This is a genomic window from Streptomyces sp. SID14436 (assembly GCF_010548465.1).
Taxonomy (GTDB): Bacteria; Actinomycetota; Actinomycetes; order Streptomycetales; family Streptomycetaceae; genus Streptomyces.
Map to the genome: position 1 here is coordinate 1 of NZ_JAAGMD010000264.1, position 25,203 is coordinate 25,203.

The 25,203-nt window shown below is 72.0% G+C and carries 25 protein-coding genes and 3 pseudogenes; 13 read left to right on the forward strand and 15 right to left on the reverse strand.

What is annotated here, in order from left to right; all coding sequences use genetic code 11:
• Positions 1-184 precede the first annotated feature (184 nt).
• The 7 genes and pseudogenes from G3I53_RS09570 to G3I53_RS09600 all read left to right on the forward strand — a co-directional run bounded on the left by G3I53_RS09570 (position 185) and on the right by G3I53_RS09600 (position 6,460).
• Complete coding sequence (locus G3I53_RS09570) at positions 185-976, forward strand: class I SAM-dependent methyltransferase (protein ID WP_164438223.1); 792 nt, start codon at positions 185-187, stop codon at positions 974-976.
• Between the two features lie 462 nt (positions 977-1,438).
• Positions 1,439-2,107 carry a hypothetical protein gene (locus G3I53_RS09575; protein ID WP_164333852.1) on the forward strand — a complete coding sequence of 223 codons (669 nt, stop codon included), beginning with the start codon at positions 1,439-1,441 and terminating at the stop codon, positions 2,105-2,107.
• A gap of 243 nt (positions 2,108-2,350) precedes the next feature.
• Positions 2,351-2,620 carry a hypothetical protein gene (locus G3I53_RS33225; protein WP_203591766.1) on the forward strand — a complete coding sequence of 90 codons (270 nt, stop codon included), beginning with the start codon at positions 2,351-2,353 and terminating at the stop codon, positions 2,618-2,620.
• A gap of 50 nt (positions 2,621-2,670) precedes the next feature.
• Positions 2,671-2,966: pseudogene (locus G3I53_RS09585) on the forward strand (transposase); the annotation flags it as partial.
• Positions 2,966-3,193 (forward strand): annotated as a pseudogene (locus tag G3I53_RS09590) (transposase); the annotation flags it as partial. The pseudogenes G3I53_RS09585 and G3I53_RS09590, both read left to right, overlap by 1 nt.
• 97 nt (positions 3,194-3,290) lie before the next feature.
• Positions 3,291-4,391: pseudogene (locus G3I53_RS09595) on the forward strand (NlpC/P60 family protein); the annotation flags it as partial.
• A 701-nt stretch (positions 4,392-5,092) separates the two neighbouring features.
• The gene (locus G3I53_RS09600; RefSeq protein WP_164333856.1) at positions 5,093-6,460 is read left to right on the forward strand and encodes a fused response regulator/phosphatase; all 1,368 of its coding nucleotides are present in this window, start codon (positions 5,093-5,095) and stop codon (positions 6,458-6,460) included.
• 83 nt (positions 6,461-6,543) lie between these two features.
• On the opposite strand, the gene G3I53_RS09605 is transcribed toward G3I53_RS09600, so the two are convergent.
• From G3I53_RS09605 to G3I53_RS09615, 3 genes are all read right to left on the reverse strand, one after another.
• Positions 6,544-6,876, reverse strand: a complete 333-nt coding sequence (locus G3I53_RS09605; RefSeq protein WP_164333867.1) for a DUF2516 family protein — start codon at positions 6,874-6,876, stop codon at positions 6,544-6,546.
• Positions 6,877-7,024: 148 nt separating this feature from the next.
• Positions 7,025-7,654, reverse strand: a complete 630-nt coding sequence (locus G3I53_RS09610) for a hypothetical protein (RefSeq protein WP_164333857.1) — start codon at positions 7,652-7,654, stop codon at positions 7,025-7,027.
• Positions 7,655-7,733: 79 nt separating this feature from the next.
• On the reverse strand, positions 7,734-8,318 hold the full coding sequence (locus G3I53_RS09615; RefSeq protein WP_164333858.1) for a helix-turn-helix transcriptional regulator: 585 nt from the start codon (positions 8,316-8,318) through the stop codon (positions 7,734-7,736).
• 119 nt (positions 8,319-8,437) lie between these two features.
• On the opposite strand from G3I53_RS09615, the gene G3I53_RS09620 reads away from it, so the two are divergent.
• The gene (locus G3I53_RS09620; protein WP_164333859.1) at positions 8,438-8,881 is read left to right on the forward strand and encodes a DUF6228 family protein; all 444 of its coding nucleotides are present in this window, start codon (positions 8,438-8,440) and stop codon (positions 8,879-8,881) included.
• An 85-nt stretch (positions 8,882-8,966) separates the two neighbouring features.
• On the opposite strand, the gene G3I53_RS09625 is transcribed toward G3I53_RS09620, so the two are convergent.
• Together G3I53_RS09625 and G3I53_RS09630 are read right to left on the reverse strand one after the other, a co-directional pair.
• A complete protein-coding gene (locus tag G3I53_RS09625) occupies positions 8,967-9,551 on the reverse strand; it encodes a hypothetical protein (protein WP_164333860.1) in 585 nt (194 codons plus the stop codon).
• Positions 9,548-9,709 carry a hypothetical protein gene (locus G3I53_RS09630; RefSeq protein WP_203591767.1) on the reverse strand — a complete coding sequence of 54 codons (162 nt, stop codon included), beginning with the start codon at positions 9,707-9,709 and terminating at the stop codon, positions 9,548-9,550. The genes G3I53_RS09625 and G3I53_RS09630 overlap by 4 nt, the downstream gene beginning before the upstream one ends.
• A gap of 168 nt (positions 9,710-9,877) precedes the next feature.
• Here G3I53_RS09630 and G3I53_RS09635 point away from each other — a divergent pair, with 168 nt between their 5' ends.
• On the forward strand, positions 9,878-10,726 hold the full coding sequence (locus tag G3I53_RS09635; protein ID WP_164333861.1) for an NAD(P)H-binding protein: 849 nt from the start codon (positions 9,878-9,880) through the stop codon (positions 10,724-10,726).
• Positions 10,727-10,891: 165 nt separating this feature from the next.
• Here G3I53_RS09635 and G3I53_RS09640 read toward each other — a convergent pair whose 3' ends face one another.
• From G3I53_RS09640 to G3I53_RS09665, 6 genes are all read right to left on the reverse strand, one after another.
• On the reverse strand, positions 10,892-11,638 hold the full coding sequence (locus G3I53_RS09640) for an alpha/beta hydrolase (protein ID WP_164333862.1): 747 nt from the start codon (positions 11,636-11,638) through the stop codon (positions 10,892-10,894).
• Positions 11,639-11,899: 261 nt separating this feature from the next.
• Positions 11,900-13,258, reverse strand: coding sequence for a cytochrome P450 (locus tag G3I53_RS09645; RefSeq protein WP_164333863.1), 1,359 nt, complete (start codon positions 13,256-13,258; stop codon positions 11,900-11,902).
• 275 nt (positions 13,259-13,533) lie between these two features.
• Entirely contained in the window at positions 13,534-14,895 is a 1,362-nt protein-coding gene (locus G3I53_RS09650) for a cytochrome P450 (RefSeq protein WP_164333864.1), read from the reverse strand.
• Between the two features lie 10 nt (positions 14,896-14,905).
• Complete coding sequence (locus G3I53_RS09655) at positions 14,906-15,823, reverse strand: terpene synthase family protein (protein WP_164333865.1); 918 nt, start codon at positions 15,821-15,823, stop codon at positions 14,906-14,908.
• Positions 15,820-16,887: a polyprenyl synthetase family protein gene (locus tag G3I53_RS09660; RefSeq protein ID WP_164333866.1), complete on the reverse strand. Its 1,068-nt coding sequence runs from the start codon at positions 16,885-16,887 to the stop codon at positions 15,820-15,822. The genes G3I53_RS09655 and G3I53_RS09660 overlap by 4 nt, the downstream gene beginning before the upstream one ends.
• 1,032 nt (positions 16,888-17,919) lie before the next feature.
• Complete coding sequence (locus tag G3I53_RS09665; RefSeq protein WP_164438222.1) at positions 17,920-19,206, reverse strand: aminotransferase class V-fold PLP-dependent enzyme; 1,287 nt, start codon at positions 19,204-19,206, stop codon at positions 17,920-17,922.
• 77 nt (positions 19,207-19,283) lie between these two features.
• On the opposite strand from G3I53_RS09665, the gene G3I53_RS33740 reads away from it, so the two are divergent.
• A complete protein-coding gene (locus G3I53_RS33740; RefSeq protein ID WP_239063714.1) occupies positions 19,284-19,826 on the forward strand; it encodes a GntR family transcriptional regulator in 543 nt (180 codons plus the stop codon).
• Here G3I53_RS33740 and G3I53_RS09675 read toward each other — a convergent pair.
• Positions 19,774-20,832 (reverse strand): phosphotransferase, encoded by a 1,059-nt coding sequence (locus G3I53_RS09675; protein WP_239063716.1) that lies wholly within the window; start codon positions 20,830-20,832, stop codon positions 19,774-19,776. The genes G3I53_RS33740 and G3I53_RS09675 overlap by 53 nt on opposite strands.
• A gap of 371 nt (positions 20,833-21,203) precedes the next feature.
• Between G3I53_RS09675 and G3I53_RS34355 the strand changes: the two genes are divergently transcribed.
• Positions 21,204-21,962 (forward strand): HAD family hydrolase, encoded by a 759-nt coding sequence (locus G3I53_RS34355; RefSeq protein WP_164338039.1) that lies wholly within the window; start codon positions 21,204-21,206, stop codon positions 21,960-21,962.
• Here the strand turns inward: G3I53_RS34355 and G3I53_RS09685 are convergent.
• Entirely contained in the window at positions 21,928-22,836 is a 909-nt protein-coding gene (locus tag G3I53_RS09685; protein WP_164338038.1) for a winged helix-turn-helix domain-containing protein, read from the reverse strand. The genes G3I53_RS34355 and G3I53_RS09685 overlap by 35 nt on opposite strands.
• A 174-nt stretch (positions 22,837-23,010) precedes the next feature.
• Here G3I53_RS09685 and G3I53_RS09690 point away from each other — a divergent pair, with 174 nt between their 5' ends.
• Complete coding sequence (locus tag G3I53_RS09690; protein WP_164338037.1) at positions 23,011-23,193, forward strand: hypothetical protein; 183 nt, start codon at positions 23,011-23,013, stop codon at positions 23,191-23,193.
• On the opposite strand, the gene G3I53_RS09695 is transcribed toward G3I53_RS09690, so the two are convergent.
• Together G3I53_RS09695 and G3I53_RS09700 are read right to left on the reverse strand one after the other, a co-directional pair.
• Positions 23,184-23,987 carry an HAD family hydrolase gene (locus G3I53_RS09695; RefSeq protein ID WP_164338036.1) on the reverse strand — a complete coding sequence of 268 codons (804 nt, stop codon included), beginning with the start codon at positions 23,985-23,987 and terminating at the stop codon, positions 23,184-23,186. The two genes, G3I53_RS09690 and G3I53_RS09695, sit on opposite strands and share 10 nt — an antisense overlap.
• Positions 23,936-24,817, reverse strand: coding sequence for a winged helix-turn-helix domain-containing protein (locus tag G3I53_RS09700; RefSeq protein ID WP_164338035.1), 882 nt, complete (start codon positions 24,815-24,817; stop codon positions 23,936-23,938). Before G3I53_RS09700 ends, G3I53_RS09695 begins: the two co-directional genes overlap by 52 nt.
• A 135-nt stretch (positions 24,818-24,952) precedes the next feature.
• Here G3I53_RS09700 and G3I53_RS09705 point away from each other — a divergent pair, with 135 nt between their 5' ends.
• Positions 24,953-25,141 carry a hypothetical protein gene (locus G3I53_RS09705; protein ID WP_164338034.1) on the forward strand — a complete coding sequence of 63 codons (189 nt, stop codon included), beginning with the start codon at positions 24,953-24,955 and terminating at the stop codon, positions 25,139-25,141.
• Positions 25,142-25,203 lie beyond the last annotated feature (62 nt).

Here is a 25,203-nt window from a genome sequence, read left to right on the forward strand (position 1 = left end):
GGGCGCCGTGGGCGCCGTGGGCGCCGTGGGCGCCGTGGGCGCCGTGGGCGCCGTGGGCGCCGTTGGCGCCGTGGGCGCCGTTGGTGCCGTGGGCGTCGGGTACCCGCCTACCCTCGTAGGCATGACCACCCGCGCCACCCCGTTTCCCCCTGCCCGGCCTCGCCCGGGCCGCGGGGCGCCCGTCGTGGGCACGGTGACGCGGGGGACGACCAACCCGAACCGGCTGCGCCGCATGGACCGCTGGATCGCCGCCACCCACGGCGCCGAACTGCGCCGCGCCGACGAGCCGGTCGCCGTCGACCTCGGCTACGGCGCGGCCCCCTGGACCGCCGTGGAACTGCTGCACCGGTTGCGCGGCGTGGCCCCCCGCACCCGCGTGACCGGCATCGAGATCGAACCGGCCCGGGTCGCCGCCGCCCGGCCCTACGCGCGTGAGGGGCTGGACTTCCGGCACGGCGGCTTCGAGCTGCCGGTCCCCGGCACCCCCGTCCTCGTGCGCGCGGCGAACGTGCTGCGCCAGTACGACGAGGCCCAGGTCGCCGAGGTGTGGCGACGCCTGTGCGGCCGGCTCGCCCCGGCCGACCCGGCGACCGGCTCGCGCGGCGGACTGCTGGTCGAGGGCACCTGCGACGAGATCGGACGCCGTCACGTGTGGGTGGCGCTCGGCCCCGAGGGCCCGCGCACCGTCACCTTCGCGACCCGGCTCGGCTCCCTGGCGCAGCCGTCCGACCTGGCGGAACGCCTGCCGAAGGCCCTCATCCACCGCAACGTTCCCGGCGAACCGGTGCACGCCTTCCTCCGCGACTTCGACCGCGCGTGGGCCGCCGCAGCGCCCTACGCCTCCTACGGCGCCCGCCAGCGCTGGATCCGCGCGGTGCGGGACCTCACCGCGGACTGGCCGGTGACGGACGGGCCGGTGCGGTGGCGGCAGGGCGAAGTGACGGTGCGGTGGGAGGCCCTGGCACCGCGCACGTGAGCGCACCGCCGGGACGGCCGGGACAGCGGGCGGATGAGTCGGTCACTGGGTCGCGCGGGGCTCATGCCGGGCGGCCTCGCAGCCAGTTTCATTCGGAACCTTTTTCGGTTCAACTTTGCGAGCGGCCATCGAAAACCGCTGTTACCGATCCTACGGAAGCAGACCCTGAGGGGAATTTGAGCTTCACAACCGCCAAGATCAGCCATTTCAATCCGCCGATTCATCCGGTTTGACCGTGCAGAAAAGCCCCACGACGGACAGTTGGCCACAGTTGTCCGGATTGCCCCACGGGACATTTCCGGTCACCCGCTGAAATGGCCTTTTGGCCCCCCATCAGCCCTGGTTACTGTCCATCTCGCCTCCAGGAGTTGTGGAGGCGCGGGCACTCCCGACGCACACGGTTTCCAGGCCATGAGGTGCGTCGGGCGCGGTGCCCGCACCGACCAGCGGAAGGACATGCTAGTGAAGTTCGGAGTCGCCCGCACCAGTGCGGTCACTGCGTGCGCGGTACTCGTTCTCAGCGTCGGCACACAGCACGCCGTCGCCTTGACGGCGAGTGAGGACCTGCCGGCCGACGAGGTGCTGATCGGCGTCGAGGTCGAGGGAAAGGACCTCGAGGAGGACCTGCCCATCCCGGGCGAACCCGAGGACCTGGTCGTGCCCGAGCCTGACCTGCCCGAGAAGGAACCGAACAACTCGACCCTGGGGCTTCAGTGCAAGCCCGGCTGGTTCTTCAAGATCACCCAGAACAAGAAGAACACCATGTCCGTCAAGTACCAGACCTTCGTCGAGAACACGTCGAACAAGCCCATTGACTTCAAGTTCACTTCCAAGAAGTCCGGGACGACCGAAGTCGGAGGGTCGGTCTCCATCAGCAGCGAGGTGAAGGTCGCGGTTCTCGGCTCGATCAAGGCGGAAATCAATGCCAACGCCAAGAAGAGCTGGACCTCGGAAATCGGCGTCGAGACCTCCGGCAAGGTTCCTGCGAAGACCATCAGGTACGGCGACTACGGAATCTTGAAGGAGAACGTCTACGGATACAAGTACCACCGCGGCAGCGCCTGCCAGAAGTCCAACAAGAAGTACATGACCGTCTGGGCCCCCTATCGCGAAGGCTGGCGTGTCAGCTAGCCCACCGCGCCCGGCCCTGACAGGAGGGCCGGGCGCCCCGCCCTCATCACTGGAGACCTCGTGCGCCGCTACACACTCATCGTCGCCGCCGTGGCGGCATCGTTCCTCATCGGCGGCTGCTCCGGTGAGCCCGGGGCGAAGGATCCGGATCCCGCCGGTCCGACGGCTTCGCCGGACCGGCCCTCAATGACACCCGGGACACCGCCCCCCGGCCTGGACCTGCCTGGGAACGCTCGGGTCCTGGTGCCCGAGACCACCGGTGACACCGACCGGGACCTGCCCGCGTTCACGCCGGAGGAAGGCGTCTACACCATTTACGCGCGGTGTGCGGGCAGGGGCAAGGTGTCGATCGTGAGACGGGACAGCAGCAAACCGCACCCAGTCGCGTGCAACGATGTCCTCACCGTGGGCCTCGTCTACGTGGAGAAGAAGACGCAGCACATCCGGATCAAGGTGGCCGGTGGGACTGCCGCTTGGAAGGTCGCAGTGGTCTCCGGGAACCACCAGTCCTGAAGCCCGGCGCGCCGGTGCTCTCCCGGGAGGGACCGGTGCGCTGCCGGGACGGCTGGCCCAAGGGCATGCGACTGATCGTCCGAAAAGCCATCCTGGCGCCCAGTTGAAGGTCACGGACGCGGACGGCATGCGGATCACGTGCTTCGCGACCAACACCCCTGACCGGCCGATCGCCGAGCTCGAGCTCCGTCACCGGCTGCGGGCCCGCGCGGAGGACCGGATCCGGGCCGCCCGGGCCACCGGCCTGCGCAACCTGCCCCTCCACACAACAGCCCAGAACAAGGTCTGGCTCGAGGTCGTCCAGATCGCTCTCGACCTGCTGGCCTGGATGCCGATGCTCGCCCTCGCCGGACCTGGAAGAAGACCTATGGCCATCACCCCCTGATGGGGTTCGTCGACCACGGGCCGGGCGGAACCGGCGAACCCGTCGCCGCTCTTCTCCACCCCGAAAACGCGGGCTCGAACACCGCCGCCGACCACATCACCACCGCCCGTCTCGCCCTCGCTCAGTTGCCCAAGAAGTACCGGCGCGGACGGCAGACCCTCATCCGCTGTGATTCCGCGGGAACGCACAGCAGGGCCACTCCCCCTGTTGCTTCGCGGGCCGACATGGCAACATCCCCCGGGCGACCGCACGTTACCGACGGTTAACCAGTTGGGGGAGTGAGTCATGGGCACGGCGCCGGGGACGCGTACCGGGAGTGGGAAGCGGGGATTGGTCACCGTTGCCGTGGCCGTGGTCTGCGCGGTCACCGTGCTGGCGGCACCGGGCACCGCCTTCGCGGCCCCCGCGCCCGACCCGACGCCCGGCGCGAGCGCGAGCCCGGCCGCTCCGGTCACCAACGCCGAACTCGACGCCGTCCGCAAGAAGCTGGACAAGCTCTACCGCGCGGCAGCCGTCGCCACCGACGAGTACAACGCTGCCGAGGAGAAGACGCAGGACCAGTCGGCGCAGATCGTCGCGTTGGCCCGGAAAATCGTCAAGGGCCAGGAGAAGCTGGACGAGTTGAAGGACCGCGCCGGTGCCGCGGCCGCCGCCCAGTACCGGGGCGGCGGACTCCCGCCCGAGGCCCACCTGATGCTCAGCGACGATCCGCAGGACTTCCTCGAGGGCGCCGGCCGGGTCCGCCAGGGCCAGCACGCCACGAAGGGCCTGCTCGGCGAAATGGCCCGCACCCAGGCCGACTTGAAGCAGTACGCCAAGGACGCCGACGCCCAGTGGCGCAAGCTGGAGGCCGGCCGGAAGGCCAAGGCCGCCGCCCAGCAGAAGATCGAGAAGAAGATCGCGGCGGCCGAGAAGCTGGAATCGGAGCTGGAGAAGGAGGCGAAGGAGCGCCTGGCCGGGCTGGAGCAGCAGGCCGCGCAGCAGGCGCAGGCCGCCTGGCTGAGCTCCGGCATCCTCGACGACATCACGGGCGAGGCCACGGCCCAGGGCAGGAAGGCCGTCGCGTACGCCACCGCGCAGATCGGCAAGCCGTACCAGTGGGGCGCCGAGGGCCCGGCGTCCTTCGACTGCTCCGGGCTGACCTCCCAGGCATGGGCCTCGGCCGGGCGGGGCATACCGCGCACCTCGCAGGCGCAGTGGAAGCAGCTCACGCGCGTGGCCGTGCAGGACATGCGGCCCGGCGACCTCATCATCTACTTCGGCGACGCCAGCCACGTCGGCATGTACGTCGGCGACGGCACGATGGTGCACGCCCCCCGGCCGGGACGCTCGGTGACCCTCGCGGGCGCGGGTTCGATGCCGATCCTCGGCGTCGTACGCCCTGACCCCGGCGCGAAGGCGGCGACGGGGACGACGCCACCGTCGGCTCCGGAGAAGAAGACGGAGAAGAAGGCCGGGGCGACGTCGGACAAGAAGGCCGAGAAGAAGACCGCGAACGGAACCGCGAACGGCAGAGCGGACGAGAACCCGGAGAAGCAGAAGAACGCGGAGAAGAGCGCCGACAAGAAGGCCGAGAGGAAGACCCAGAGGGATTCGTCGGCCGGGGCACGGACCTCCGGAAGCGGAAGCGGCGAAAAGGACTCGGACACCGGCACGGACACCGGAGCGAACGCGAGCTGAGGGTGGCCTGCGACACCCGCCACCAGCGGCACTCACGCCCTCCCCACAAGGGGACGCAAGCCCACAACCCGGGCGGCCTACCGCCCCGCCTCCGCCCTCCCCAACACCCCGGTGACGCGGGCCACGTGACGCAGCGCACGCGGATCCCGCCGACCCGCGCCCGTCAACGTGACGTTCGTCATCCCCGCAGCATGCGCGGGCTGTCCAACTGCGGGCGAAAACGCGGCATATGACACTGGCTCTTGGCCGAACCGCGTGCTCCACACCATTCCGCTGCGCCGCCGCCACCCGCTATCGTCCCCGTTCGAAGGGGCTGCCCCTGCTCGCACGAAGCAGCGCGCCGGGGGTAGGGCCGAGAAGCCCGGCCCCGCACCATGCCCTCGGGGGGAGGGAAGGAACCCGGAACGATGCCCGCACCCGTACCGCGGCAGAGAGCGATCCCGGCCGCGGAAAGTGGTCAGGCGCCCGCCGCACCAGTGAACGGCGGTCCCGTCCAGGACTCTTCGGAGTACCGGACAGCGGGCCCGCGCACGGCGGACCAGGCCGCGACCACCACGGACCAGGCCACGTCCACGCCGGGCCGGGCCGAGGCGACCGCGCACCAGAACCTCACCCTGCTGCTGATCGAGGACGATCCGGCGGGCTCGCCGATCGTGCCGGACCTGCTCGACCAGGCCGGCAAGCCGATCCGCGTGCGCACCGCCCGCAACCTCACCGAGGCCGAGCGGCTGCTGACCGACGACGTGCACTGCATCCTGCTCGACCTGGCGCTGCCCGCGCCGGGCCGGGTGGGCGGCGGTGACGACGAGCTGGCCGTGCTCAAGTACGTCCTGGAGCTCGCGCCCCGGCACGCCGTGCTCGCGCTGACCGCGTCCGGCGACGCCGAGCGCGGCGCGGAGGCGGTGCGCGTGGGCGCCCAGGACTACCTCTTCCGCGACGAGCTGGACGGCAGGCTGCTGAGCAGGGCGATCCGCTACGCGGTGGAGCGCAAGCGCTCCGACTCCGCGGAGCGGCGGCTCGCCGAGGGCAGGCTGCGCGCGCAGGAGAACGCCCGTCTGGAGCGCGGCCTGCTGCCCACTCCGCTGCTGGACGGCTCACAGCTGCGCTTCGCCGCCCGCTACCGCCCGGGCCGCTCGCGCGCCCTGCTCGGCGGTGACTTCTACGACGTCGTCCGCACCCCCGACGGCACCGTGCACGCCATGATCGGCGACGTCTGCGGCCACGGCCCGGACGAGGCCGCGCTCGGCGTGGAGCTGCGCATCGCCTGGCGGGCGCTCACGCTGGCCGGGCTGTGCGGGGACGAGCTGCTGGGCACGCTGCAGCAGGTGCTGGAACACGAGCGCGCGGACGACGAGATCTTCGCGACGCTCTGCACGGTCGACATCGCACCGGACGGCCGCCGCGCGGGCCTGTGCCTGGCCGGGCACCCGTCACCGCTGCTGCTCCGCCCGGGCCTGCCCGTACGGCTGCTGCCCTACGACAACAACGGCCCCGCACTCGGCCTGCTGCCCGGCGCGCGCTGGCCGCGGACGCAGGTGGAGCTGGGTGCCGAGTGGGGGCTGATGCTCTACACGGACGGGCTGATCGAGGGCCGGATCGGCGAGGGCGGGGAACGGCTCGGTCAGGACGGCATGGTCGAGATGGTCCGCCGCCAGCTCTCCGAGGGCCTGCGCGGCGAGGAACTGCTGCGGGCCGCCGTCAACGAGGTGCGGGACCTCAACGGCGGCGAGCTGACGGACGACGTGGCCGTGCTGCTCCTGGACCGCACGGGCTGAGCCCGCACCGCCCCGGGCCGGAACCGGCTCGGGCCGGGGCAGCTGCCCCCCTCCCGGCGTCCGCGCGGCCGGTGCGGCGCCTGCTACCGGCCGCCGTTGTACGGGCCGTAGGGGCCGTCGCTGCTCGATCCCCCGTACTTGCGGCCACCGCCGGAGATACCGCGCAGGGCGGGCCGCACGTCGACCATGTACACGATCGTCGCGATGAGCCCGATGATCGGCAGGAACGACAGGATGTTGAAGATCAGGTTCACCACGAAGGCGAGCCCGAGCACGATCAGCCAGAACGGCTTGGTCTTCTTGTCCGCCGCGCGATAGGCGTCCTCACGGCGCACGGCGGCGTCGATCAGCGCGAAACCGCTGAACACGATCAGGGCCATGCTCAGCAGCCACATGAACCCCGCGAAGCCCTGCATCAGCACTACGTCCACCACCCGACTCGGCTCGTCCTTACGCGGTCACCGTACCCGCAACCGCCGGCCGGCTATCCGAAGAACGGGCCGGACACCGCAAAGGTGCCCGGCCCGCCCGGCCGCCGCCGACGGCCACGGTCCGACGTGTGGCTCACTTGGCGGGCGGAGTGGTCCGCTTCGCGGTGCTCTTGCGGGCCGGGGCCTTCTTCGCGGTGGCCTTCTTCTCCGCGGCGGCCGCGGCGGAGGCGGGCGTGGCGACCGGCGTAGCGGCCGGGGCCGGCTTCTCGTCCTTGACCTCGACCGGCTTGGGCTCGGCCTTGGTCTCGGCCTTCGGCTCGACGGCGACCGCGATGTCCTCGATGGTCTCGGCGGTGTCGCCGCGCCACGTCTTCACGGCCTGCTCGCCGTGCTCGGCGACCTTCTCGTAGGTCTCCCGGGCCTTGACAGCGTACTCGGCGGCCACGCCCACGCCCCGCAGGGCCAGGTCCTGGGCGGTCTCGCCCAGCTTCTTCAGGTCGGTGTCGAGCGAGCCGATCAGCTCGTTGACCTTGGCCTGGAGGTTCTCCTGGGTCTCCTTGACCCGGTGGCCGGCCTTCTCCTGGACGGCCTTCGGGTCGGTGTTGCGCACGGCCTCGATCCGCGCAGGGGCCTCGGCCCGCAGCTGGTCCACCAGGGCGGGCACCTTCCGGGCCTGCTGCAGCGCCAGGTCGGCCGTGCCGGCGGCGAAGTAGAGCGGGGTGGGGTTGCTGAGGGTCTTGCGCAGGTCGTCGGTGATGGCCATGGTGATGGTCCTCCCGGATGTCGTTTTCGGCTGAGGGTCTTGTGTGGTCCGCGGCGGACGGCCGGTGCCCTGGTCCGGCTCAGCCGGCCGTCTGCTGCGGATCGCTGTCACTGCCGCCGGCCCTGCGGGACCGGCGCTCGGCGGACGTACCGCCCTTGCTGGTGGAGCCACGGCGTCCGGCGGGCTTCCCGCCGTCGGCCGCACGGCCCCGACGTATGGACTCGGCACCGTCGTCGACGTCCTCGGCGATCCGGTCCCCGGGCTCGGCGCCGTCGGTGGCGGGCGCCCCTGTCGCCTCGCCGTCCTCGGCGGCCCCAAACCCGTTCTCCTTGCGGAAGGAGTCGTAGATCTGGAGCAGCACCTGCTTCTGACGCTCGTTCAGCGTGGGGTCGGCGAGCAGCACGGCCCGCGTCTCCACCTCGTCCCGGTCCCGCTCGGCGTCGAGGATCCCGGCCCGCACGTACAGCGTCTCGGCGGAGATCCGCAGCGCCTTGGCGACCTGCTGCAGCACCTCCGCGCTCGGCTTGCGCAGCCCGCGCTCGATCTGGCTGAGGTACGGATTGGACACCCCGGCGGCATCCGCGAGCTGCCGCAGCGACAACTGCGCACTGCGCCGCTGCTCCCGCAGGTACTCACCGAGATTGCCGACGTTGAGCGATGCCATGCCCCCACTGTCGCGCACCGCGCTAACTATTGCAAGCAACCCGCTTGCAGAAGTGTGCCGCCTCACGCACCGTGGACGGCGCATGACGGCGCACGTGGTGCCGGCCTAGCCTTCCGGCCATGACCTCCCCGGACGACAAGCCCAGCGTGAGCATCCGCTGCCAGGACAACGCTTCGGTGGGCGTGTCGCTCTGCGACCGGTTCAGTTACGACGCGGACTCCGTGCACTATGCCGTCGAGCTGCGGGCCCCGGGTCTGACCGCCCGCGTCGACGAGGTGGTCGCCGGGATCTGGGACAGCGATCTCGCCCGGTTCCTGGAGGAACTCGCCGCCGACCACCGGGGATGGGACGGCGAACGGAGCTGGCAGACCAACGACAGAGACCTGACGGTGTCGGCCGTCTTCCGGCCCGGCGGCCACGTCGGGCTGACCTGGACCGTGCGACCCTGGCCGCGGGCCGCCGCCGGCTGGAGCGCCTCGGCGACCACGTGGCTGGAGGCCGGCGAGCAAATGACTGCCCTCGCCGCCGACATCCGGCACTTCCTCTCCGAGGAGCACCAGTGACACGCCAAGGCCGAGCTCACCGCGCAGGCCGCGCACCTTGCGACCGAAGGACGGTTCCAGGCCGAGGGCGCCGCCGCGTCCCACATCACGAGTGCACAGGCCGGGTCCAGAGGGTGAGGTCGCTGCTGGTGGCGACCGCCAGGGTCCGGCCGGAGGGGGAGAACCCCGCCGCGCGGAGTTCTGAGTAATCGGAGTGGAAGACGTGCCACCACGTCCCTCCCGCCGGGCCTTTGTGGGACCCGCCGTCAGCGGAGAGGATGACCCGGTCGTGGGGCCACTCGGGGCTGACGACGTCCAGGGTCCAGCCGTCCGGCGTGGTGCTGTGCAGGCCGCCGCCGAACAGCCCGGCTATGCGTACCGGGACGCCCGCGATCGGGCCGAGCCCGGGGCAGATGAGGTCCGGGCGGGCGTCGGGGGTGCTCGTTTCCGGATCGGGGTCCCGGTCGCGGGCGATCTTCTCGCCGGTGACCGCGTCGAAGAGCCCGTGGCCGTCGCTGGACACCACCATGACGAGGTCCTGTCCGCTGTCGGGATCGACGGCGAACCCCACACCGAGAAGGCCCCCGACGGGAGTCCTGCGGTCCATCACCGGCTGCCACGGTTCGGGAGCCGGCATGACGGTGGCGGCGAGATAGCGCTCGCGCAGCTTCTGCTGGTACTCCGTGATCAAGTCGTCTCCTCGGTGCGATCCGCGTCGAGGGTCTCTCGCGCAGCGGCCCACGTCGACTCGAATTCCTGGCGGATGATCTCAGCAGCGCCGTCCGCTTCCTGCCATCCGCGCAGGGTGCCTTCCGCGAGGACGCCGTACTGCCGCACGTAGGCGGCCATGGCCGGGAGGTCGCCCCGGGGCGGGCCCGCTGAACGACCACCCGCGAGACGCCGGGCCTGGTCGGCGGTCGACCTGATCCTGCGGCAGCCGGTCATGTCCCGCTGCCCGCGGCGGCCAACTCTCTACCGTGGAGCCTGGACCACGACGTCGAGCAGCGGGGGAACGAGATGCGGATCGCGGTGACCGGAGCGGCGGGCGGGCTGGGTGGGCGGGTCGTGGGGTTGCTCGCGGAACGGGGGGACGTGGACGTCGTGGCGATGACCCGGCGGAGTCTTCCCGTAGGGGCGTTCCCGGCGCGGGTCTCGGTCGCCGTGGCCGACTACGCCGATCCGCCCGCGCTGCGTGCGGCGCTGAAGGGTGTGGACACGCTGGTCCTCGTCTCCAGTGACGGGCCCGACGCGCGGATGCTGATGCACCACCGCAACCTGGTCGCCGCCGCCACGGCCGAGGGGGTCGGCCATGTCGCGGCGCTGAGCAGCGTCGACGCGGACACGGCGTCCCCGTTCTGCTATGCCGTCGTCAACGGGCTGACCGAGGAACTGCTCCTGGCGTCCGGCGTCCCGTGCTCGTTCGCCCGGGCCTCGCTGTACATGGAGTTCTTCCGGGGATGGCTCGTCACGGCACGCACGACCGGGCTGCTGCGGCTCCCCGCCGGGGACGGCCGGGTCTCCCTGGTCGCGCGGGACGACGTGGCCCGGGCGCTCGCCGCGCTCGCCGTGGGGGAGCCGACCGGCCGTCACCACGACGTCAACGGGCCCGAGTCGGCGGATCTGGCCGGCATCGCCGCGGTCGCGGCGGAGGTGTGGGAGACGCCGGTCGCCTACGTGGACGTCCCGGACCGGACCTACTGCGCCGAGACGGCGGCGGACGGGCTGGATCCCTGGTGGCTGTACGCGTTCTCGTCGCTGTTCGCCTCGGTGCGCGAGCAGCGGTGGGATCTGGTGAGCGACGACGGTGCCCGGCTGACCGGGCGGTCCCCTCTCGCCCTCCGCGCATTCCTGTCGGCCGACCGGTGAGTGAGCCCGGCCACGGGTGAGCCCGGGTGAGGGAGCCGGACCCATCGGGCGCGGGGCCGGGAGCCGTCACGGCGGGCGACGTCCCGGCTCACCGGCTCACTGGCCCTCCGGCTCCCGGCTCCCGGCCCCCGGTTCACCCTCCGCCGACCGCCCCGCGGCCCCGTCTCACCTCAGGTGCCGGGTGAAGAACCGGGCGGCGGCGTCCGCGGCGTGCTGCGGGACGCCGGTGTGTCCGCCCATGTTGGCGTGCAGGGTCTTCTCCTCGGAGCCGAAGGCGTCGAACAGGTCCAGCAGCGCCTGCCGGTCGTTGCCCTCGTCGTCCCACTGCAGGAGGACGTGCAGCGGGATGGTGACCCGGCGGGCCTCCTCGATGATCACGCGGGGTACGAAGCTCCCGGCGAAGAGGCCGGCCGCCACGATGCGCGGCTCGGCCACCGCGAGGCGGACGCCGACGGAGATCAGGCCCCCGGAGTAGCCGACCGGGCCGTCGATCCCGGGCAGGCCCAGGAGGGCGTCGAGGGCGGACTGCCATTCCGGGACCGCCCGGTCGACGAACGGGAGCACGAGGGCGTCGATGACGTCGTCGCCGACCGGCTCACCCGCTCGCATCGCCCGGCCCAGGTCGGCGCGGGCCTGCTCGAGGGCGGGCCACCGGGGCCGGTCACCGCTTCCGGGCAGTTCGATGGTGGCCGTGGCGAAGCCGTCCGCGGCGGCGTGGCGGGCCCGTGCCGTGAGGCGGGGGCGCATCGCGTGCAGGCCGAGCGGGGGATGACCGAGCAGGATCAGCGGCACCGGTGCTGCCGCGGAGGCCGATGCGGGCGTCCACAGGATGCCGGGGATCCCGTCGAGGGTGAGGTCGCGTTCGAGGACGGTGTCGTCGAGGCGTCGCTCGGAGGTGAGGTGAAGGGCCATGGTCGTGCCTTTCGGGAGTGCGCTGGAACGGCACTCCCGGGCGACCTATCGCCCGACCGTGTCCCGGGGAGGGAGTACCCACGTCGATGCGTTCACGGATACCACCTCCTCGTTCTGCAGCACGGCCTCGCCGAACCTAGCAGCGGCCGGCCCGGGCCACCAACGGGTTTTCCCGCCCCGTTCCCTCCGTTCCCTCCGTTCCTCTCCGTCCCATACCGGGATCCTCGCAGCCGTCCTCGCCGCGGCCTTCGCTCGCTTCGCTCAGCGCGGTTCCGGGACCATCGTCAGCGGGCCGGCCGTCAGGCTCATGCCGGCCTGCGGTGAGAGGGTCTCGCCGGGCACGGGCCGCAGGCGCCAGTGGGAGGCGAGGGCGGCCAGGGCGAGGGTGGCCTCCGTCATCCCGAAGACGTCCCCGATGCACTTGCGGCTGCCCCCGCCGAACGGCAGGTACGAGCCCCGGGTGACGTCCTTGGCGCGCTCGGGCAGCCACCGGCCGGGGTCGAAGACCTCGGGGCGCGGGAAGAGGGCTGGAAGACGGTGGATGACGTAGGGGCTGATCAGGATGTCCGTCCCGGCCGGCAGCCGGTGACCGGCCAGTTCGGTGGGCCGGGTGGTCATCCTGGTGAACATCCAGGCCGGCGGGTACAGGCGCAGCGCCTCGGTGAAGACCCGCTGGGTGTGGGCGAGCCTCGGCACGTCGGCGTACGTCGGGGCCCGCCCGCCCAGCACCTCGTCGACCTCGGCGTGCAGTTGCCCCTCGGCCTCGGGGTGGGCCGCCAGCAGATGCCAGGTCCAGGTCAGGGCGCTCGCGGTCGTCTCCACCCCGGCCAGCAGCAGCGTCATGACCTGGTCGTGCACCTCCCGGTCGGTCATCGCGCCGCCGTCCTCGTCGTCCCGTGCGGCCAGCAGGGCGGACAGCAGGTCGCCACGGTCCTCGCCGGAACGCCGGTAGTCGCCGATGATGCCGTCGATGAGCCGGTGCAGCCTGCCGAGCGCGGCGTCGAACTCGCGGTTCGCGGCGAGCGGCAGCCGGGCGACCAGGCCGGTGGGGTCGAGGGCCCGGCGGAACGCGCCACGCACCATGATCGGCAGGCTCCGCTGGACCTCGGCCACGGAGTGCGGGGCCATGTCCGTCGAGAACAGCGCCCGTGCCGTCACCCGCGCGGTCAGCGCCTGCATCGCGTCACCGATGTCGAACGGCCGGCCCGGGTGCCAGGTCTCCGCGTGTGCCGCGCACTCCTCCTGCATCACCTGGGCGTAGGTCGCGATGCGGGCGGGGTGGAAGGCCGGCTGGACCATCCGCCGCTGCCGGCGGTGGTCGGCCCAGTCGGAGGTGATCAGCCCGTTGCCGAGGATGGGGCGGGCCTTCTCCTTCACCGGGCCGCCGGTGTCGTAGATCCGCGCGTTCAGCAGCACCTCCTGCACCAGCTCCGGGTGACAGGGCAGATAGGTGAGCCGGTTGCCCAGCCGCAGCTGGACCAGGTCGCCGAGCGCCGGCAGGGACGTGAGGTACTCCAGCGGGCGGCGCGCCAGGTGCAGGGCGTGGCCGGCCAGCGGGAGCCGGCCCGGCGCCCTGGCGATCCGCCACGTGCGCCGGGCCGGGTCGGACTGGGTCTTCATACCGAATGCGCCCCCTGGGACGGTGCGGACGGAGAGTCGAGGCAAGGAGTGGTGGTGGGAAGGGCTGGTCGTGGCAAGGACTGGTGGTGGGAAGGGCTGGTCGTGGCAAGGAGTGGTGGTGGGAAGGGCTGGTCGTGGCAAGGACTGGTCGCGGGAAGGGCTGGTCGTGGCAAGGACTGGTCGCGGGAAGGGCTGGTCGTGGGAAGGGCTGGTGGTGAGAAAGGAGTGGTGGCGAGAAGGAGTGGTAGCGGGAAGGACGACAGGTCGGGAGCGGGTCAGCGGCGTTCGAGGGTCATGGGCAGGGGGCCCGACTCCAGGGTGGCCTTGGGTTCGGGACGCAGGCGGCTGCCGGGGACCGGGCGCAGGCGCCAGCGTGCGGCCACGGTCGCGACGATCAGGGCGGTCTCGGTGAGCGCGAGGACGTCACCGATGCACTTGTGGCTGCCCGCGCCGAACGGCAGCAGCGCTCCCCTCGGGACCCGGGCGGCCCGCTCGTCCGCCCAGCGGTCCGGGTCGAACGTCCCGGGGTCCGGGAAGAGTTCGGGATTGTGGTGCAGGGCGTAGGCGCTGTAGAGAATCATCGTGCGGGCGGGGAGGGTGCGGCCGCCGAGTTCGGTGTCCTCGGCCGTGACCCGCATCGCCATCCACGACGGCGGATACAGCCGCAGCGCCTCGGTGATCACGTTGCGGGTGTACGGCAGCGACGGCAGGTCGTCGTGGACCGGTGTGCGGCCCTGCAGGACGCCGTCCACCTCGGCGTGCACCCGCTGCTCCACCTCGGGCAGCGAGCCCAGCAGATGGAAGACGAACGCCAGGGTGGATGCGGTGGTCTCGCTGCCGGCGACCAGGAAGGTCACCACCTGGTCCAGGATCTGGGCGTCGTCCAGCCTCTCCCCGGTCTCGGGGTGCTCGGCCCTCAGCAGGGTGGACAGCAGGTCGCCGTGGTCGGCACCGGACCGGCGCCGCTCGGCGATCATGTCCGCGACGATCTGCCGCAACCGGTCGTTGGCGTGGTCGTAGGCGCGTTTCCCCGGCGTGGGCAGCCTCTCCAGGACGCCCAGGGGCGCGATGGTCCGGCGGTAGATGCCCTGCGAGACCGTCCGCAGGCACTGCCGGGCCTCCTCGATGGTGTCGTGGTCGAGCCCGGTGGAGAACAGGGTGCGGGCGGCGACCCGCATCAGCAGGGCGTGCATGGCGTCGCCGATGTCCCGGGTCTCGCCGGGCCGCCAGCCGTCGGTGACGGTACGGGTGTCGGCGGCCACCGCGGTCGTGTAGGCGGCGATCCTGCTGGTGTGGAAGGCGGGCTGGATCAGGCGCCGTTGGAAGCGGTGCTCCTCTCCGCGGGACACCGACAGGCTGTTGCCGAGCAACTGGCGCGCCTTGTCGAAGACACCGCCCTTGTCGAACACGCGCGGGTTGAGCAGCACGTGCCGGACCAGTTCCGGGTGGGCGGCGAGGTAGGCGCGGGCGGGGCCGAGCCGGATCTCGACGAGGTCGCCGTGGGCGGGCAGCGAGGCGAGGAACGGCAACGGGCGGCGCCACAGCGCGGGGACGTGCCCGAGCAGCGGCACCGCGCCGGGCGCGGTGCCGATCCGCCACGACCGTTCCACCGCCGGTGATCTGCGGCTGGCGGGCATGCCGACTCCCCTACTGGATGCGTGAGTTGACGTCGTTGACCGCGGCCTGGTAGCGCCGGTCGCGGGTGGTCCACACGAAGTTGCCCCGGATGAGGTCGAGCAGCACGTCCCGGGTGAGCGGGTCGAACGCCCCGATGCACCGCATGTCCTCGGCCATGTCGTCGAGGCGGTCCTGGAAGAACGCCTGGAAGGCGGTCTCGTCGGACATGTCGCACAGCCGGAAGCAGTTGGTGATCTGTCCGAGGGCCTGTTCCCGTTCGTAGGAGTAGAAGTCGTTGACGACGGCCAGCCCCCGGGTGGTCATCCGGGCGGCCAGGCCCGTCTTCGCGTGCTCGGTCAGCTCGGGGTGGCGGTAGATCGGGTACGACATCCTCATCCAGAAGTCCACCCCGACGTCGGTGACGCGGAAGCGGAAGTACTGCTCGGGTGAGGTGCCGCAGAGCACCCGCTTCAGCTCCGAGTCGCGGAACATGTGGTCACTGGTCACGAAGGCGCGGGCGCCCTCGTACGCGAACTCGGCGTCCTGCGGGGTGTAGTACCGCTCGCACACCTCACGCAGCCTGGGCAGGAAGGCGTCGAAGTCGTGCAGGGCCGGGTCCATGTCGTCCCACACGAAGGTCACGCAGTTGAGCACGCAGACCGCTTTGAACGCCTCCATGTCCTTGATGTGGCGGGCGCTCTGCGACCAGCGCACGACGTCCATGTACGAGATCCAGCGCTTGTCCGAGACGCTCTTGCCGAGCGGGGCGACGGCCCGGTTGCAGGCGTCGATGACCTCGCGCAGTTCCGCGTCCGTCAGCTCCACCTTGCGGGCCTCGTGGCCGACGAACCGGTCGAAGAGGGCGGCGAACCGGTCCGTGCACTCCTGCCATCGGCCGGTCGTCCCCGCCGGGGCGGGTGCGGTGAGTGTGGTCGGTTCCATGGTCATGACGTCCTCCTGGTGGCCGTGGCGGACAGGTGCTTGAGGGCGGTGACCGCGTCGGCGGTGAAGGGGGCGGTGTCCAGAACGCGCAGCGCCTGCCGGTAGCGGTCGTCGATCATGCGCTCGACGGCGCTGCGGGCGCCGGTCGCCTCGAAGATCGCGCGGATCTCCTCCGCGTCGGTCTCGTCCAGGCCCGGGTCGCCGATCAGCGTGCGCAGCCTGGTGCGTTGTGCGGTACTGCCCGCCCGCAGCGCCGACGCGACCAGGGTGGTGTTCTTGCCGGCCCGGAGGTCGTCCAGGCGGGACTTGCCGGTCTGCCGCACCTCGCCGTACACGCCCAGCAGGTCGTCGCGGAGCTGGAACGCCTCCCCGAGAGGGAGTGCGAACGCCGTGCAGGCGGCGAGGACCGGGGTGTCGGCACCCGCGAGGGCGGCGCCGATGTGCAGGGGCCGTTCCACCGTGTACTTGGCGGTCTTGTAGCGGTTGACGGTCAGCGTGGCGTCGATGTCGTCGGTGAGTTCGCCGGTCGCCCGGAGGTCGAGGTACTGGCCGAGCATGACCTCGGTGCGCATCTCGCCGAGGATCGGCAGCACCGCGGCCGACTGCGCGGACGTGAGTGCGGCGGTGTGCAGCAGGTCGTCGGACCAGGCGAAGGCCAGATCGCCCAGCAGCACGGCACCGCCGATGCCGTACCGCTCGGAGGGGTCGTCGCCGCGTTCCCCGGCGAGGATCCGGTGGACGGTGGGACGACCGCGCCGGGTGTCGCTGTCGTCCATGATGTCGTCGTGGATGAGAGCGAAAGCGTGAAACATCTCGAGTGACGCGGCCACCCGGAGCACGGTGGTCTCGTCGCCCTTTCCGCCGGCCGCCTGCCATCCGAGAACGGCGAGAATCGGCCTTATTCGTTTGCCGCCGACCATGAATTCTTCGAGGAGTTTCACGGCTCCGGCCAATTCGCGTTGTCCGGAATCTCTGCGGCGGTCGTCGAGGAAATCGGAGATGACGGCGTCCACGGCTGTCCTGGCGGCAGCCGGGCTCATTAATTCGGAGGCAATACTGTGGGTGCTCATGTTTCTGCGCTACATCCCCACTCTCAGGGTCCGTCGAGCGTCGGTCATCGCTGACGGGCACACCGCGTCACCCGGGCGGACAGGGCGCCGGGAGGGGCGGTGCGTTCGGAAGAAGGCGTCAGGGCGGAGGGCCGCCCGAGGGTGCGACGCCGGACACGGCGGCTCGGGCCCGGGGCCCGCGGGGCGCCTCGGCGGCCCGGCTCAGGGGCGGACGGTACGGGTCAGGACGTCGGGTGGACGCGCCGTACCTGCAGGCCACGTCTCGATGCGCGGGGTCTGGACGTTCTCGTGCGCTGTCCGGGGCCGGCGGTGGCGACGGGACGCGCGCTCGCCGGGATGCCGCTCTCCCGCCCCGTGACGGGGTGGGAGATGCGGGTCCGGAGCGGGGTCGTCGCGGAAGCGGCCGAGACGCGGGACGACGCCGGGCGTCGCGGCATCGCGGTGAAATCGGCGGGCCTGTCGTCCACCCGGTGTCCGCGCGGTGCGGGGCGGGCGGGTCCGGCGTCCGGGCAGAATACGGACAGCGGACGAGGGCCGACACTCGAACGCGGATCGCGTTCCTTGCATAAGGATGTCTTGCGCGGTGGCTCCATGCCAGTTCCCCCATGAATATCGGCAGGCGGGAGCGCCGGGCCGCCGCAGCGGCCCGAGATCCCCGTGCTCGAATACTAGGCACATGGGGGGCGCGGGTGACAAGGGTTTACTTTCACCCCGGCACGGCGGCCGGCCACAGCGAATCGGAGGACGTACCCCTCCATTCCGTGCGGGAATCCGACCACCCGAATACCGCACGTGTTTCCCGCGCAAGCACGGCAAATTCGACATTCGCCGCCCGCACCCCCGCCCCTCACCCCTTCACCGCCCCGGCGTCGGTCCCCGGACGATGTGGCGGCCGGCGAAGGCGAACAGGAGCATCGTGGGGAGCATCGTGGGGAGGATGGTGAGGACCGCTGCCGCGGACATCGGGGCCCCGGTCGGTGGTGAAGCTGGAGATGATCCCTTGGACACGGGAGTCGGGGGCGGGGGTGTCCGTCAGGGCGCGTCGGTGCGGGCCGGGCGTGCGGGGTGCGGCATGCCGGGGGCAGCGGCCGCCGCGCGGGCCTCGCGGGCCCAGTCGCCGAGCACGGGCACGCAGCGTTCGGCGAAGTACTCGTAGTCCTCGGCGGTGTTGTAGACGTGGGCGGACAGCCGCAGGTAGCCGAGCCTGCCGAAGCTGGTGAAGGCCGCCTCCACGCCCAGCTCGCGGGCGGCCCGGTCGCGCAGCGCGTCGGCCGCGATCCGGCTGTCGGCCAGCCCGTCCGGCAGCCGCACCAGCCGCATCCCCGGCACGGGCATCCCCACGTCCACCGGGCCGTCGTCGGTGCCGGTGAGCTCGGCGAAGGCGGCGCCGATGACGCGCTCGGCGTACCCGGCGAGGTCGTCCATGTAGCGGCGGGCGGCGGGCCAGCCCCAGGTGCCGCCGATGAAGTCCAGCGCGGTCGCGGCGGCCAGGTGGCCGGTGGCGTCGAGCGTGCCCTGCTGGTCGAAACGGGCGGGGTACGGTTCCTCGGCGCCCCAGGAGTCGATCAGCGGGTACAGCCCGTCGCGCAGCGGCCCCCGGGCCACCAGCGCCGCCGTACCGCGCGGCGCGCAGCCCCACTTGTGGAGGTTGCCCACCCAGAAGTCGTACGGCTCGCCGTCCAGGGGCGCCGCGATCAGGCCCGGCGCGTGCGCGCCGTCCACCAGCAGCGGCACCCCGCGCCGCCGGGTCTCCGCCGCGATCCGCTCCACCGGCAGCCGGCGGGCGGTCGCGGAGGTGATCTGGTCGACGACGACGAGGGCGGTGGCGTCGCTCAGTTCGGCGGCCACGGCCTCGAACGCCCGGTCCGCGTCCGCGCCGAGCGGCACCCGGGCGGTACGGATCCGGCCGCCCCAGCGGCGGGCGAGGCGCTCCGCGCCCATGGTGACGGCGCCGTAGCCGTGGTCGGTGACGACGATCTCGCCACCCGGGCGGTGCTCCAGGCCGGCGTAGACGACGCTGACGCCGGCGCTGGCGTTCGGCACCAGGGCGAGGTCGTCCGGGTCCGCCCCGAGGAAGGCCGCGAGGCCGGTCCGGGCCGCCGCGAGCCGCTGCGGCAGCGCCGGGAACCACACCACGGGCGCGCTCTCCATCCGGTCGCGCAACCGCTGCTGCCGTTCCTGCGCGACCAGCGGCACGGCTCCGAAGGACCCGTGGTTGAGGTGGCGCAGGGCCGGATCCAGCGACCAGGCGTCGGCCGCCGGCCGTCCGTCGGCCAACAGCAGCGGACGCGGTGCGGTGATGACCTCGGACTCGCTCACCTGACTCCCCTCGCGGCCCCGGGCGGCCCCGGGATCAGCCCTCCACCGGTGACGACTCATCGGACGCGTGACCGGAGATGTTCGATGACTCAGGATGCCCGCCGGAGGCGGACCTGTGCGAGGAACTGGGGGTGTCGCACGGCTCGCCGCGCGAGGCGGTGCGCAAGCTCGCCGCCCTCGGCGTGGTCGAACCGCGGCACGGCTCCGGCACCTACGTCTCCCCGCCCAGGCCGGAGGACCTCATCGGCAGCCTCTCGCTGACCCCTCAACTCCGGCCGCTGCCGGGCCTGGTGGAGCTCTACGAGATCCGGCGCGTGCTGGAGGTGAACGTCGCCGCGCAGGCCGACGCCCACGCCGGTGCAGCCGGAGCCACGAAGCCCCCGGCCATGACTCCGCCGTGCCCCCACCCGCTCAGGGCGCGCGGGCCGGAGGACAGCCGGACGTACGGGCTGCCGGAGCCGTGCGGTCGGCCTGCACCGACCTCGACCGCAAGGTCACCCACACCCACCTGGACCGGAACGCCACTGCGGCACAGGGGCGTCGGTATCCGCATCGGCGACGCGCACGCTACCGCGCGTCCCGCGCGGGGGACTCCCGGTGTTCCCAGTACCAGCGGGTGAGGGCGGACGAGATGTCCCGCGGACTCGGCACTGCCTCCAGGCCGAGGGGATCCGCGGCGGCGGTGAGCACATGCCAGAGCTGAACGGCCGCGTGGTCGTAGATGTCCGGGTCGTCGTCCGGGGCGGTTTCGAGCGACAGGCACGCCCGGATGGCGTCGGTGAACACCGACTGGGCCCGCTTGTAGGCGAGCAGCCTGGGCAGGTCGGCCTCCCAGCCCCGGGACGCTCCCGGACGGACCGACTCGACGGCCTCCCGCCATCGTGCGGTCATCTCCTCGCCCTGCGCGGCGGGATACCGCATCAGGTGCAGGTGCGTGGCGAGGTCGTACAACGGGTCCCCGACCATGGCGAGTTCCCAGTCGATGGTCCACAGGCCGCCGTACGGGTCGACGACGAAGTTCTCCCGGTGCAGGTCGGCGTGGAGCAGGCAGAACGGCCTCGGCGTGAGGTCCCGCAGCCGCAGCCGGAGCCGGTCGAAGCACAGGGCGTCCACGCCGAGCGCCCGGAAGAGGGTCTCGAAGCGCTTGCTGTTGTGCCGGTACACCCGGCGTTCGGTGAAGTGCAGCAGCCGCTGGAGGAAGCCCGTGGTGTCCCCGTCGGCCGGCCGGTCATCGGACCGGCACCGGCGCCGCGCCCGCACGTCCCCCACCCCCAGGGCGGCCAACTGCCGGAACACCTCGGTGATCTGGCCGGCCAGGTGTTCCGGGACGGCGGTGCCCGCCGCGTGGAGGGTGCCCAGCGTCATGCCCTCGACGAAGCGCTGCAGGGACGTGGAGCCCGCCCGGATGATCTCGGGGATGCCGGTGACGCGGCCCTGCAGTTCCCGCAGCAGGAGTTCCTCGGAGTAGAAGCAGCGCCGGTCGAACCACAGCAGGCCCCGGCGCGGTTCGCGGCACTTCCAGCGGACCTGCGGGCCGGTGCCGGCGGGGTCGGGCAGCGGGAACACGTACGTCTCGTGGTGGTATCCCGTGAGAGGACCGACCACCAGGCTCGCGTCACCACTCATTTCAACGGCACGCCGTCGAGTCGTGGAAGCCGTTTCGGGTGACATCGCCCGTTCTTTCACCAGAGGCCGCGTCGAAGGACTGGGGGGTGGGGGAGAACCGTACTCCCCCGCGCCAGTGCATCGTGCCAGAAGCACGATCCGGGGACGGTGCTGCTCGCGTCGCCCGCGCGGACGACGGAACGCCCACCAGTACGAGCTGCCGGACCCGGTGGTTCACGGCGGCCCTCGCCCGGCTCCGGCACAGCGCGCGGGCCGTACCCCATACCCGGGACCGGCGCCGACGCGGGCCCGGTGCCGCCCGGGGAGTGACAGAAGTGCGGCGAGTTGACGATCGGGCTGCCGGCCCGGCGCCCTTCGTGCATCCTTGCTCAATGACATCGACGCTTCCGGGGGTCGGGGACCGCGCGCGGAGCACCGCGCTGCCCGCCCTGCTCGCCGGGACCGAGGCGGTGCTGCTCGACTTCGACGGCCCCGTCTGCGACCTGTTCGGCCCGGTCCCCACCGCGCACGTGGCCGCGGAGATCAAGACCATGGCGCGCCGCCACTGGGGCCGGCTGGACCGCGAGGTGGAGGACTGCCACGACTCGCACGGCATCCTGCCGCGGCTGGGCGACATGGCCGACAAGCACCGCCCGGAACACCTCACCCGCGCGCCCCTGCGGCTGGCGCACGAGATCGTCACCCGGTACGAGTACGAGGCCGTGCGCACCGCCCGGCCCACCCCGCTGGCCGGGGAACTGCTGCGGGAGTTCCGGCGCTCCGGGCTGCCGGTCGTCGTCGTCACCAACAACGCGGCCGGGCCGGTGCGGGACTACCTCGCGCGCCAGGGGCTGGCGGGCCACGTCGCGGGCGTGTGCGGGCGTGACCCGGACGAGCCGCGCCGGATGAAGCCGGACCCCTACCTGGTGGACTGCGCGCTTGAGCTGCTCGGCGGGCCGGACCGGACGCGGGTGCTGCTGATCGGGGACCAGGTGACGGACCTGGAGGCCGCCCGGCGGGCCGGGGTCCGCTTCCTGGCGTGCACGGGCGACCGGGACAAGCGGCGCCGGATGGCAGGGCTGGGCGCCGACGGGGCGGTGGCCTCGCTCGGGCCGGTCACGCGGGCGGCGCGGCGGCTCCCTGTGCGGTGACGCCCTCCTCGGTGAGCAGTTCCCACCGTGAGTCGAACCAGGTCTGCATGTCGTCCACCATGTAGGCGTCGACGGCGTGTCCGCCGTCCCCGCTGAAGTACAGGAGCGCGGCGTCGAGGCCGAGGACGTCGACGACGTCGACCGACTCCCCGGTGGACAGCCTGATCTTGCGGCGGATGGCCTTGTAGGTGCCGTACAGCATGCGGTTCTTGTTGAGCAGGTACACCTTGAAGTCCGGCACGGTCGGGGCGTGCCGGATCTGCAGGCGGACGTCCGTCACGAAGTTCTCGGACTTCAGCTCGTACAGGGTCTCCTCGAGAGTCGCGGTGCTGCGGCGCGCTATCTCCCGCAGCCGCTCGCGCGGACGGTCGTCGGCCGGGTCGGCCACGTTGACCGGGTAGGGCCAGGGGACGGACTCGGCGGGCAGCATGAGCCGGACGTCGATACTGCGCGGAGCGGTGCTCTGCCCCGCGCGGATGCGGTCCAGCAGCAGCCGCACGTGGATGCCGAGGGACTCCGACGTCAGCGTGCAGACGTCGAGGGTGACCTCGTCCTGCTCGAAGGCGCTGCCGATGACCCGGCCCAGGGTCATCACCGGCTCCTCCGCCGGCGGCGGGGTCGTGCCCTGGATGCGCTGCGTCTTGATCACCTTGGAGCCGCTGCCCCGCCGGGACCGCACCCAGCCCTCGTCGGACAGCTCCCGCAGCACCCGCTGGACCGTGTCCCGCGAGACGTCCAGCTCCAGGGCCAGCTCCCGCTGCGGCGGGAGGAGGCTGTTCAGCGGATACGTGCCGTCGAGCATGCGGGAGCGCAGGGTTTCCAGGACCCGCCTGAACTCCCTGCCGCCGCCCTCTCCGGTGTGCTCCGCGTCCACATGCCGACCGTACCGCTCCGCGCCCCCGACCAAACCGCTTTCCGTCAACTCGGGCTGATTCCGGCGGGCTTGTTAAGGGATCTCCCAGTCAGGGGACAACCACTTTAAGGCAACCAGCCCAATTGGACGGGGTGATGGGTCCGCCGTCACCGGTGAGGGACGCGGGTGGGGGACATGCTTCTTTTTCACGCGACGTGTGCGGTCCTGGAGTTCTCGGTGGGGCTGCTGGCGCAGGACAGACTCGGCTTCGTCGGCCTGGTGCTGGTGTGCACGGGCGCGGTGGCCGTGCGGGCGCGGCACGACGGGCTGGCGATGGGCGCCGCGGTCGTCTTCACCTGCCTGCTGCTTCAGGCCTGAGGGGAGCGCAGGACGTGCAGCACCTTCTCCAGCGAGTCCACCACGACCTGTGCCCCGGCCTTGCGGAGGGCGGCGGTCCTGTCCTCGTCGCGCCCGTAGCCGAGGAAGGGCACGCCGGCCCGGCGGGCGGCCTCGCGGTCCTCCGGGCTGTCCCCGATCATCAGCGCCGACCCGGCCGCCGCACCCATGGCCTGCAGGGCGCGCAGCAGGCAGTGCGGGTCCGGCTTCAGCCGGTCGAGCCGGATCGTCCGCCCGTACAGGTGCGGGGCGAAGCAGTCCAGCAGATCGCGGCGGGCGAGGTAGTCGCCCACCGTGCGGGCCGAGTTGTTGGTGGTGACGGCGAACCGCCCGCCCAGCGCCGACCAGGTGCGGATGACCGGGTCGGCGTACGGGGTGGGCTGGGCCGAGACCACCGCGTGCCGCTCCTGCGCGGTGAGCCGGGCCTCCAGCTCGGTGACGAGGTCGCTGCCGGGGTGGCGGCGGTCCACGGCCCGCAGCACGACCTGCGGATCGGGGTGTTCCCGCTCCTCGTCGCTGAGCAGCCCGCTCAGCCCCTGCCGCTCCAGCCACTCCACGAGCTCGCGGGCCACCCGCTCCGCCGAGTGCCCGGCGAACAGGCGGCAGATGGGGCCGTCGAAGTCCCACAGCACGACGCGGGCGGGGGTGATCAGTTCCCGTAGTGCAGCCAGCTCTTCTCCGGTCTCGGACGTCACCGCATCAGTCTGCGTCGTATCAGGAGTCACTAGGAGAGTGTCAGGTCGGTCGTGATGGTTTCCCAGAGGGCGTCGAACCACTTCTGCGATTCCTCCACGAACGCCCGGTCCCGCTGCCCCGCCTGCCGGGCGAAGCAGAAGAGCAGGGACTGGGAGCCGAGGACGTCGTACATGTCGAGGGTCTGGCTGTCCCACTCCTCCTCGCGCCGCTCCAGCCGGTAGTAGCCGTACAGCGCCTCCGCGCCGTTGAGCAGGTACAGCTTCATCGGCGGGGTGAACGGCAGGGCGCGGAAGCGGACCTGGACGTCGATGCCGTGGGTGGCGCGGACCGCGTGGAGGTTGTGGCGCAGGACCTGGGCCTGGGCGTTGCGCATGGACAGCCAGCGGTCGTGGACCGGGTCGCTGCCGTCGCCGTCCTCCTCGACGAGGACCGGGAAGGCCAGGTTGATCGAGCGGGAGGGGAGCAGGATGCGGAAGTCGATGGACTGCGGACGGACGGCGCCCTCGTGGATCATGCGCAGGGGCTGGCCTAGGGCGACCATCAGGGTCTCGGAGGTGTGGCAGACGACGTCGATGCGGACGTGGTCGGCGCCGAAGGCGTCGGTCAGGCGGGGCGCCAGGGCGACCATCGTCGGCTGGGGCTCCTCGGGGGCGGTCACCGGTTCGGCGACGCGGGGCGGGGTGCCCTTGGTGACGTGGGTGAGCAGGCCGGCCTCCTGCAGAGTGCGCAGGGCCTGGCGGACGGCGCCGCGTTCCACGCCGTACTGCTCGGCGAGTTCGGCCTGGGTGGGCAGGCGTTCGCCCGCCTTGAGGTCACCGCTGCGGATGCGTCCGCGCAGGGCCTCGGCGATCTCCTGGGCGGAGAGCTTTCTGCTGCCGTTCACGGCGACGTTCTCCTGGGTCACGACCAAACGCTACAACTTTGATCCATCTTTGGGGAGTTACCCGGAAGTTGTTTATGGATATCCACCAAGCGGGGACAACCTCCATAGAGTTGGCAGCCAACTTGGCAGAGTTGGCGAACACTTACGCCACCGGGGGTCGCCGTGCATGTTCTCGCTCTCCTCTCCGCCGTCTTCGTCGTCACCTTCGAACAGCTCGTGCAGTGGAAGTACGGCACCGCCGGCATCCTCGGCCTGCTGCTGCTCACCATCGGCATCAAGGCCGACCGCCCGTCCGTCAGTTCCGCCGGGGCGGTCCTGCTCGCCGTACTGGTGGCCCGGCCCGCCCTGTGAGGCGGCCGCGGCCCCCTTCCGGATCCTCGGGCCCCTGTACGGCGACCGCTCCGCTCCGTCCG

Coding starts and splice junctions, on each gene's coding strand:
- G3I53_RS09600 (WP_164333856.1), top strand. CDS start 5,093: ATGCCCGCACCCGTACCGCGGCAGAGAGCGATCCCGGCCGCGGAAAGT.
- G3I53_RS09605 (WP_164333867.1), bottom strand. CDS start 6,876: ATGCAGGGCTTCGCGGGGTTCATGTGGCTGCTGAGCATGGCCCTGATC.
- G3I53_RS09610 (WP_164333857.1), bottom strand. CDS start 7,654: ATGGCCATCACCGACGACCTGCGCAAGACCCTCAGCAACCCCACCCCG.
- G3I53_RS09615 (WP_164333858.1), bottom strand. CDS start 8,318: ATGGCATCGCTCAACGTCGGCAATCTCGGTGAGTACCTGCGGGAGCAG.
- G3I53_RS09620 (WP_164333859.1), top strand. CDS start 8,438: ATGACCTCCCCGGACGACAAGCCCAGCGTGAGCATCCGCTGCCAGGAC.
- G3I53_RS09630 (WP_203591767.1), bottom strand. CDS start 9,709: ATGGCCGCCTACGTGCGGCAGTACGGCGTCCTCGCGGAAGGCACCCTG.
- G3I53_RS09635 (WP_164333861.1), top strand. CDS start 9,878: ATGCGGATCGCGGTGACCGGAGCGGCGGGCGGGCTGGGTGGGCGGGTC.
- G3I53_RS09640 (WP_164333862.1), bottom strand. CDS start 11,638: ATGGCCCTTCACCTCACCTCCGAGCGACGCCTCGACGACACCGTCCTC.
- G3I53_RS09645 (WP_164333863.1), bottom strand. CDS start 13,258: ATGAAGACCCAGTCCGACCCGGCCCGGCGCACGTGGCGGATCGCCAGG.
- G3I53_RS09650 (WP_164333864.1), bottom strand. CDS start 14,895: ATGCCCGCCAGCCGCAGATCACCGGCGGTGGAACGGTCGTGGCGGATC.
- G3I53_RS09655 (WP_164333865.1), bottom strand. CDS start 15,823: ATGACCATGGAACCGACCACACTCACCGCACCCGCCCCGGCGGGGACG.
- G3I53_RS09660 (WP_164333866.1), bottom strand. CDS start 16,887: ATGAGCACCCACAGTATTGCCTCCGAATTAATGAGCCCGGCTGCCGCC.
- G3I53_RS33740 (WP_239063714.1), top strand. CDS start 19,284: ATGTTCGATGACTCAGGATGCCCGCCGGAGGCGGACCTGTGCGAGGAA.
- G3I53_RS09675 (WP_239063716.1), bottom strand. CDS start 20,832: ATGAGTGGTGACGCGAGCCTGGTGGTCGGTCCTCTCACGGGATACCAC.
- G3I53_RS34355 (WP_164338039.1), top strand. CDS start 21,204: ATGACATCGACGCTTCCGGGGGTCGGGGACCGCGCGCGGAGCACCGCG.
- G3I53_RS09690 (WP_164338037.1), top strand. CDS start 23,011: ATGCTTCTTTTTCACGCGACGTGTGCGGTCCTGGAGTTCTCGGTGGGG.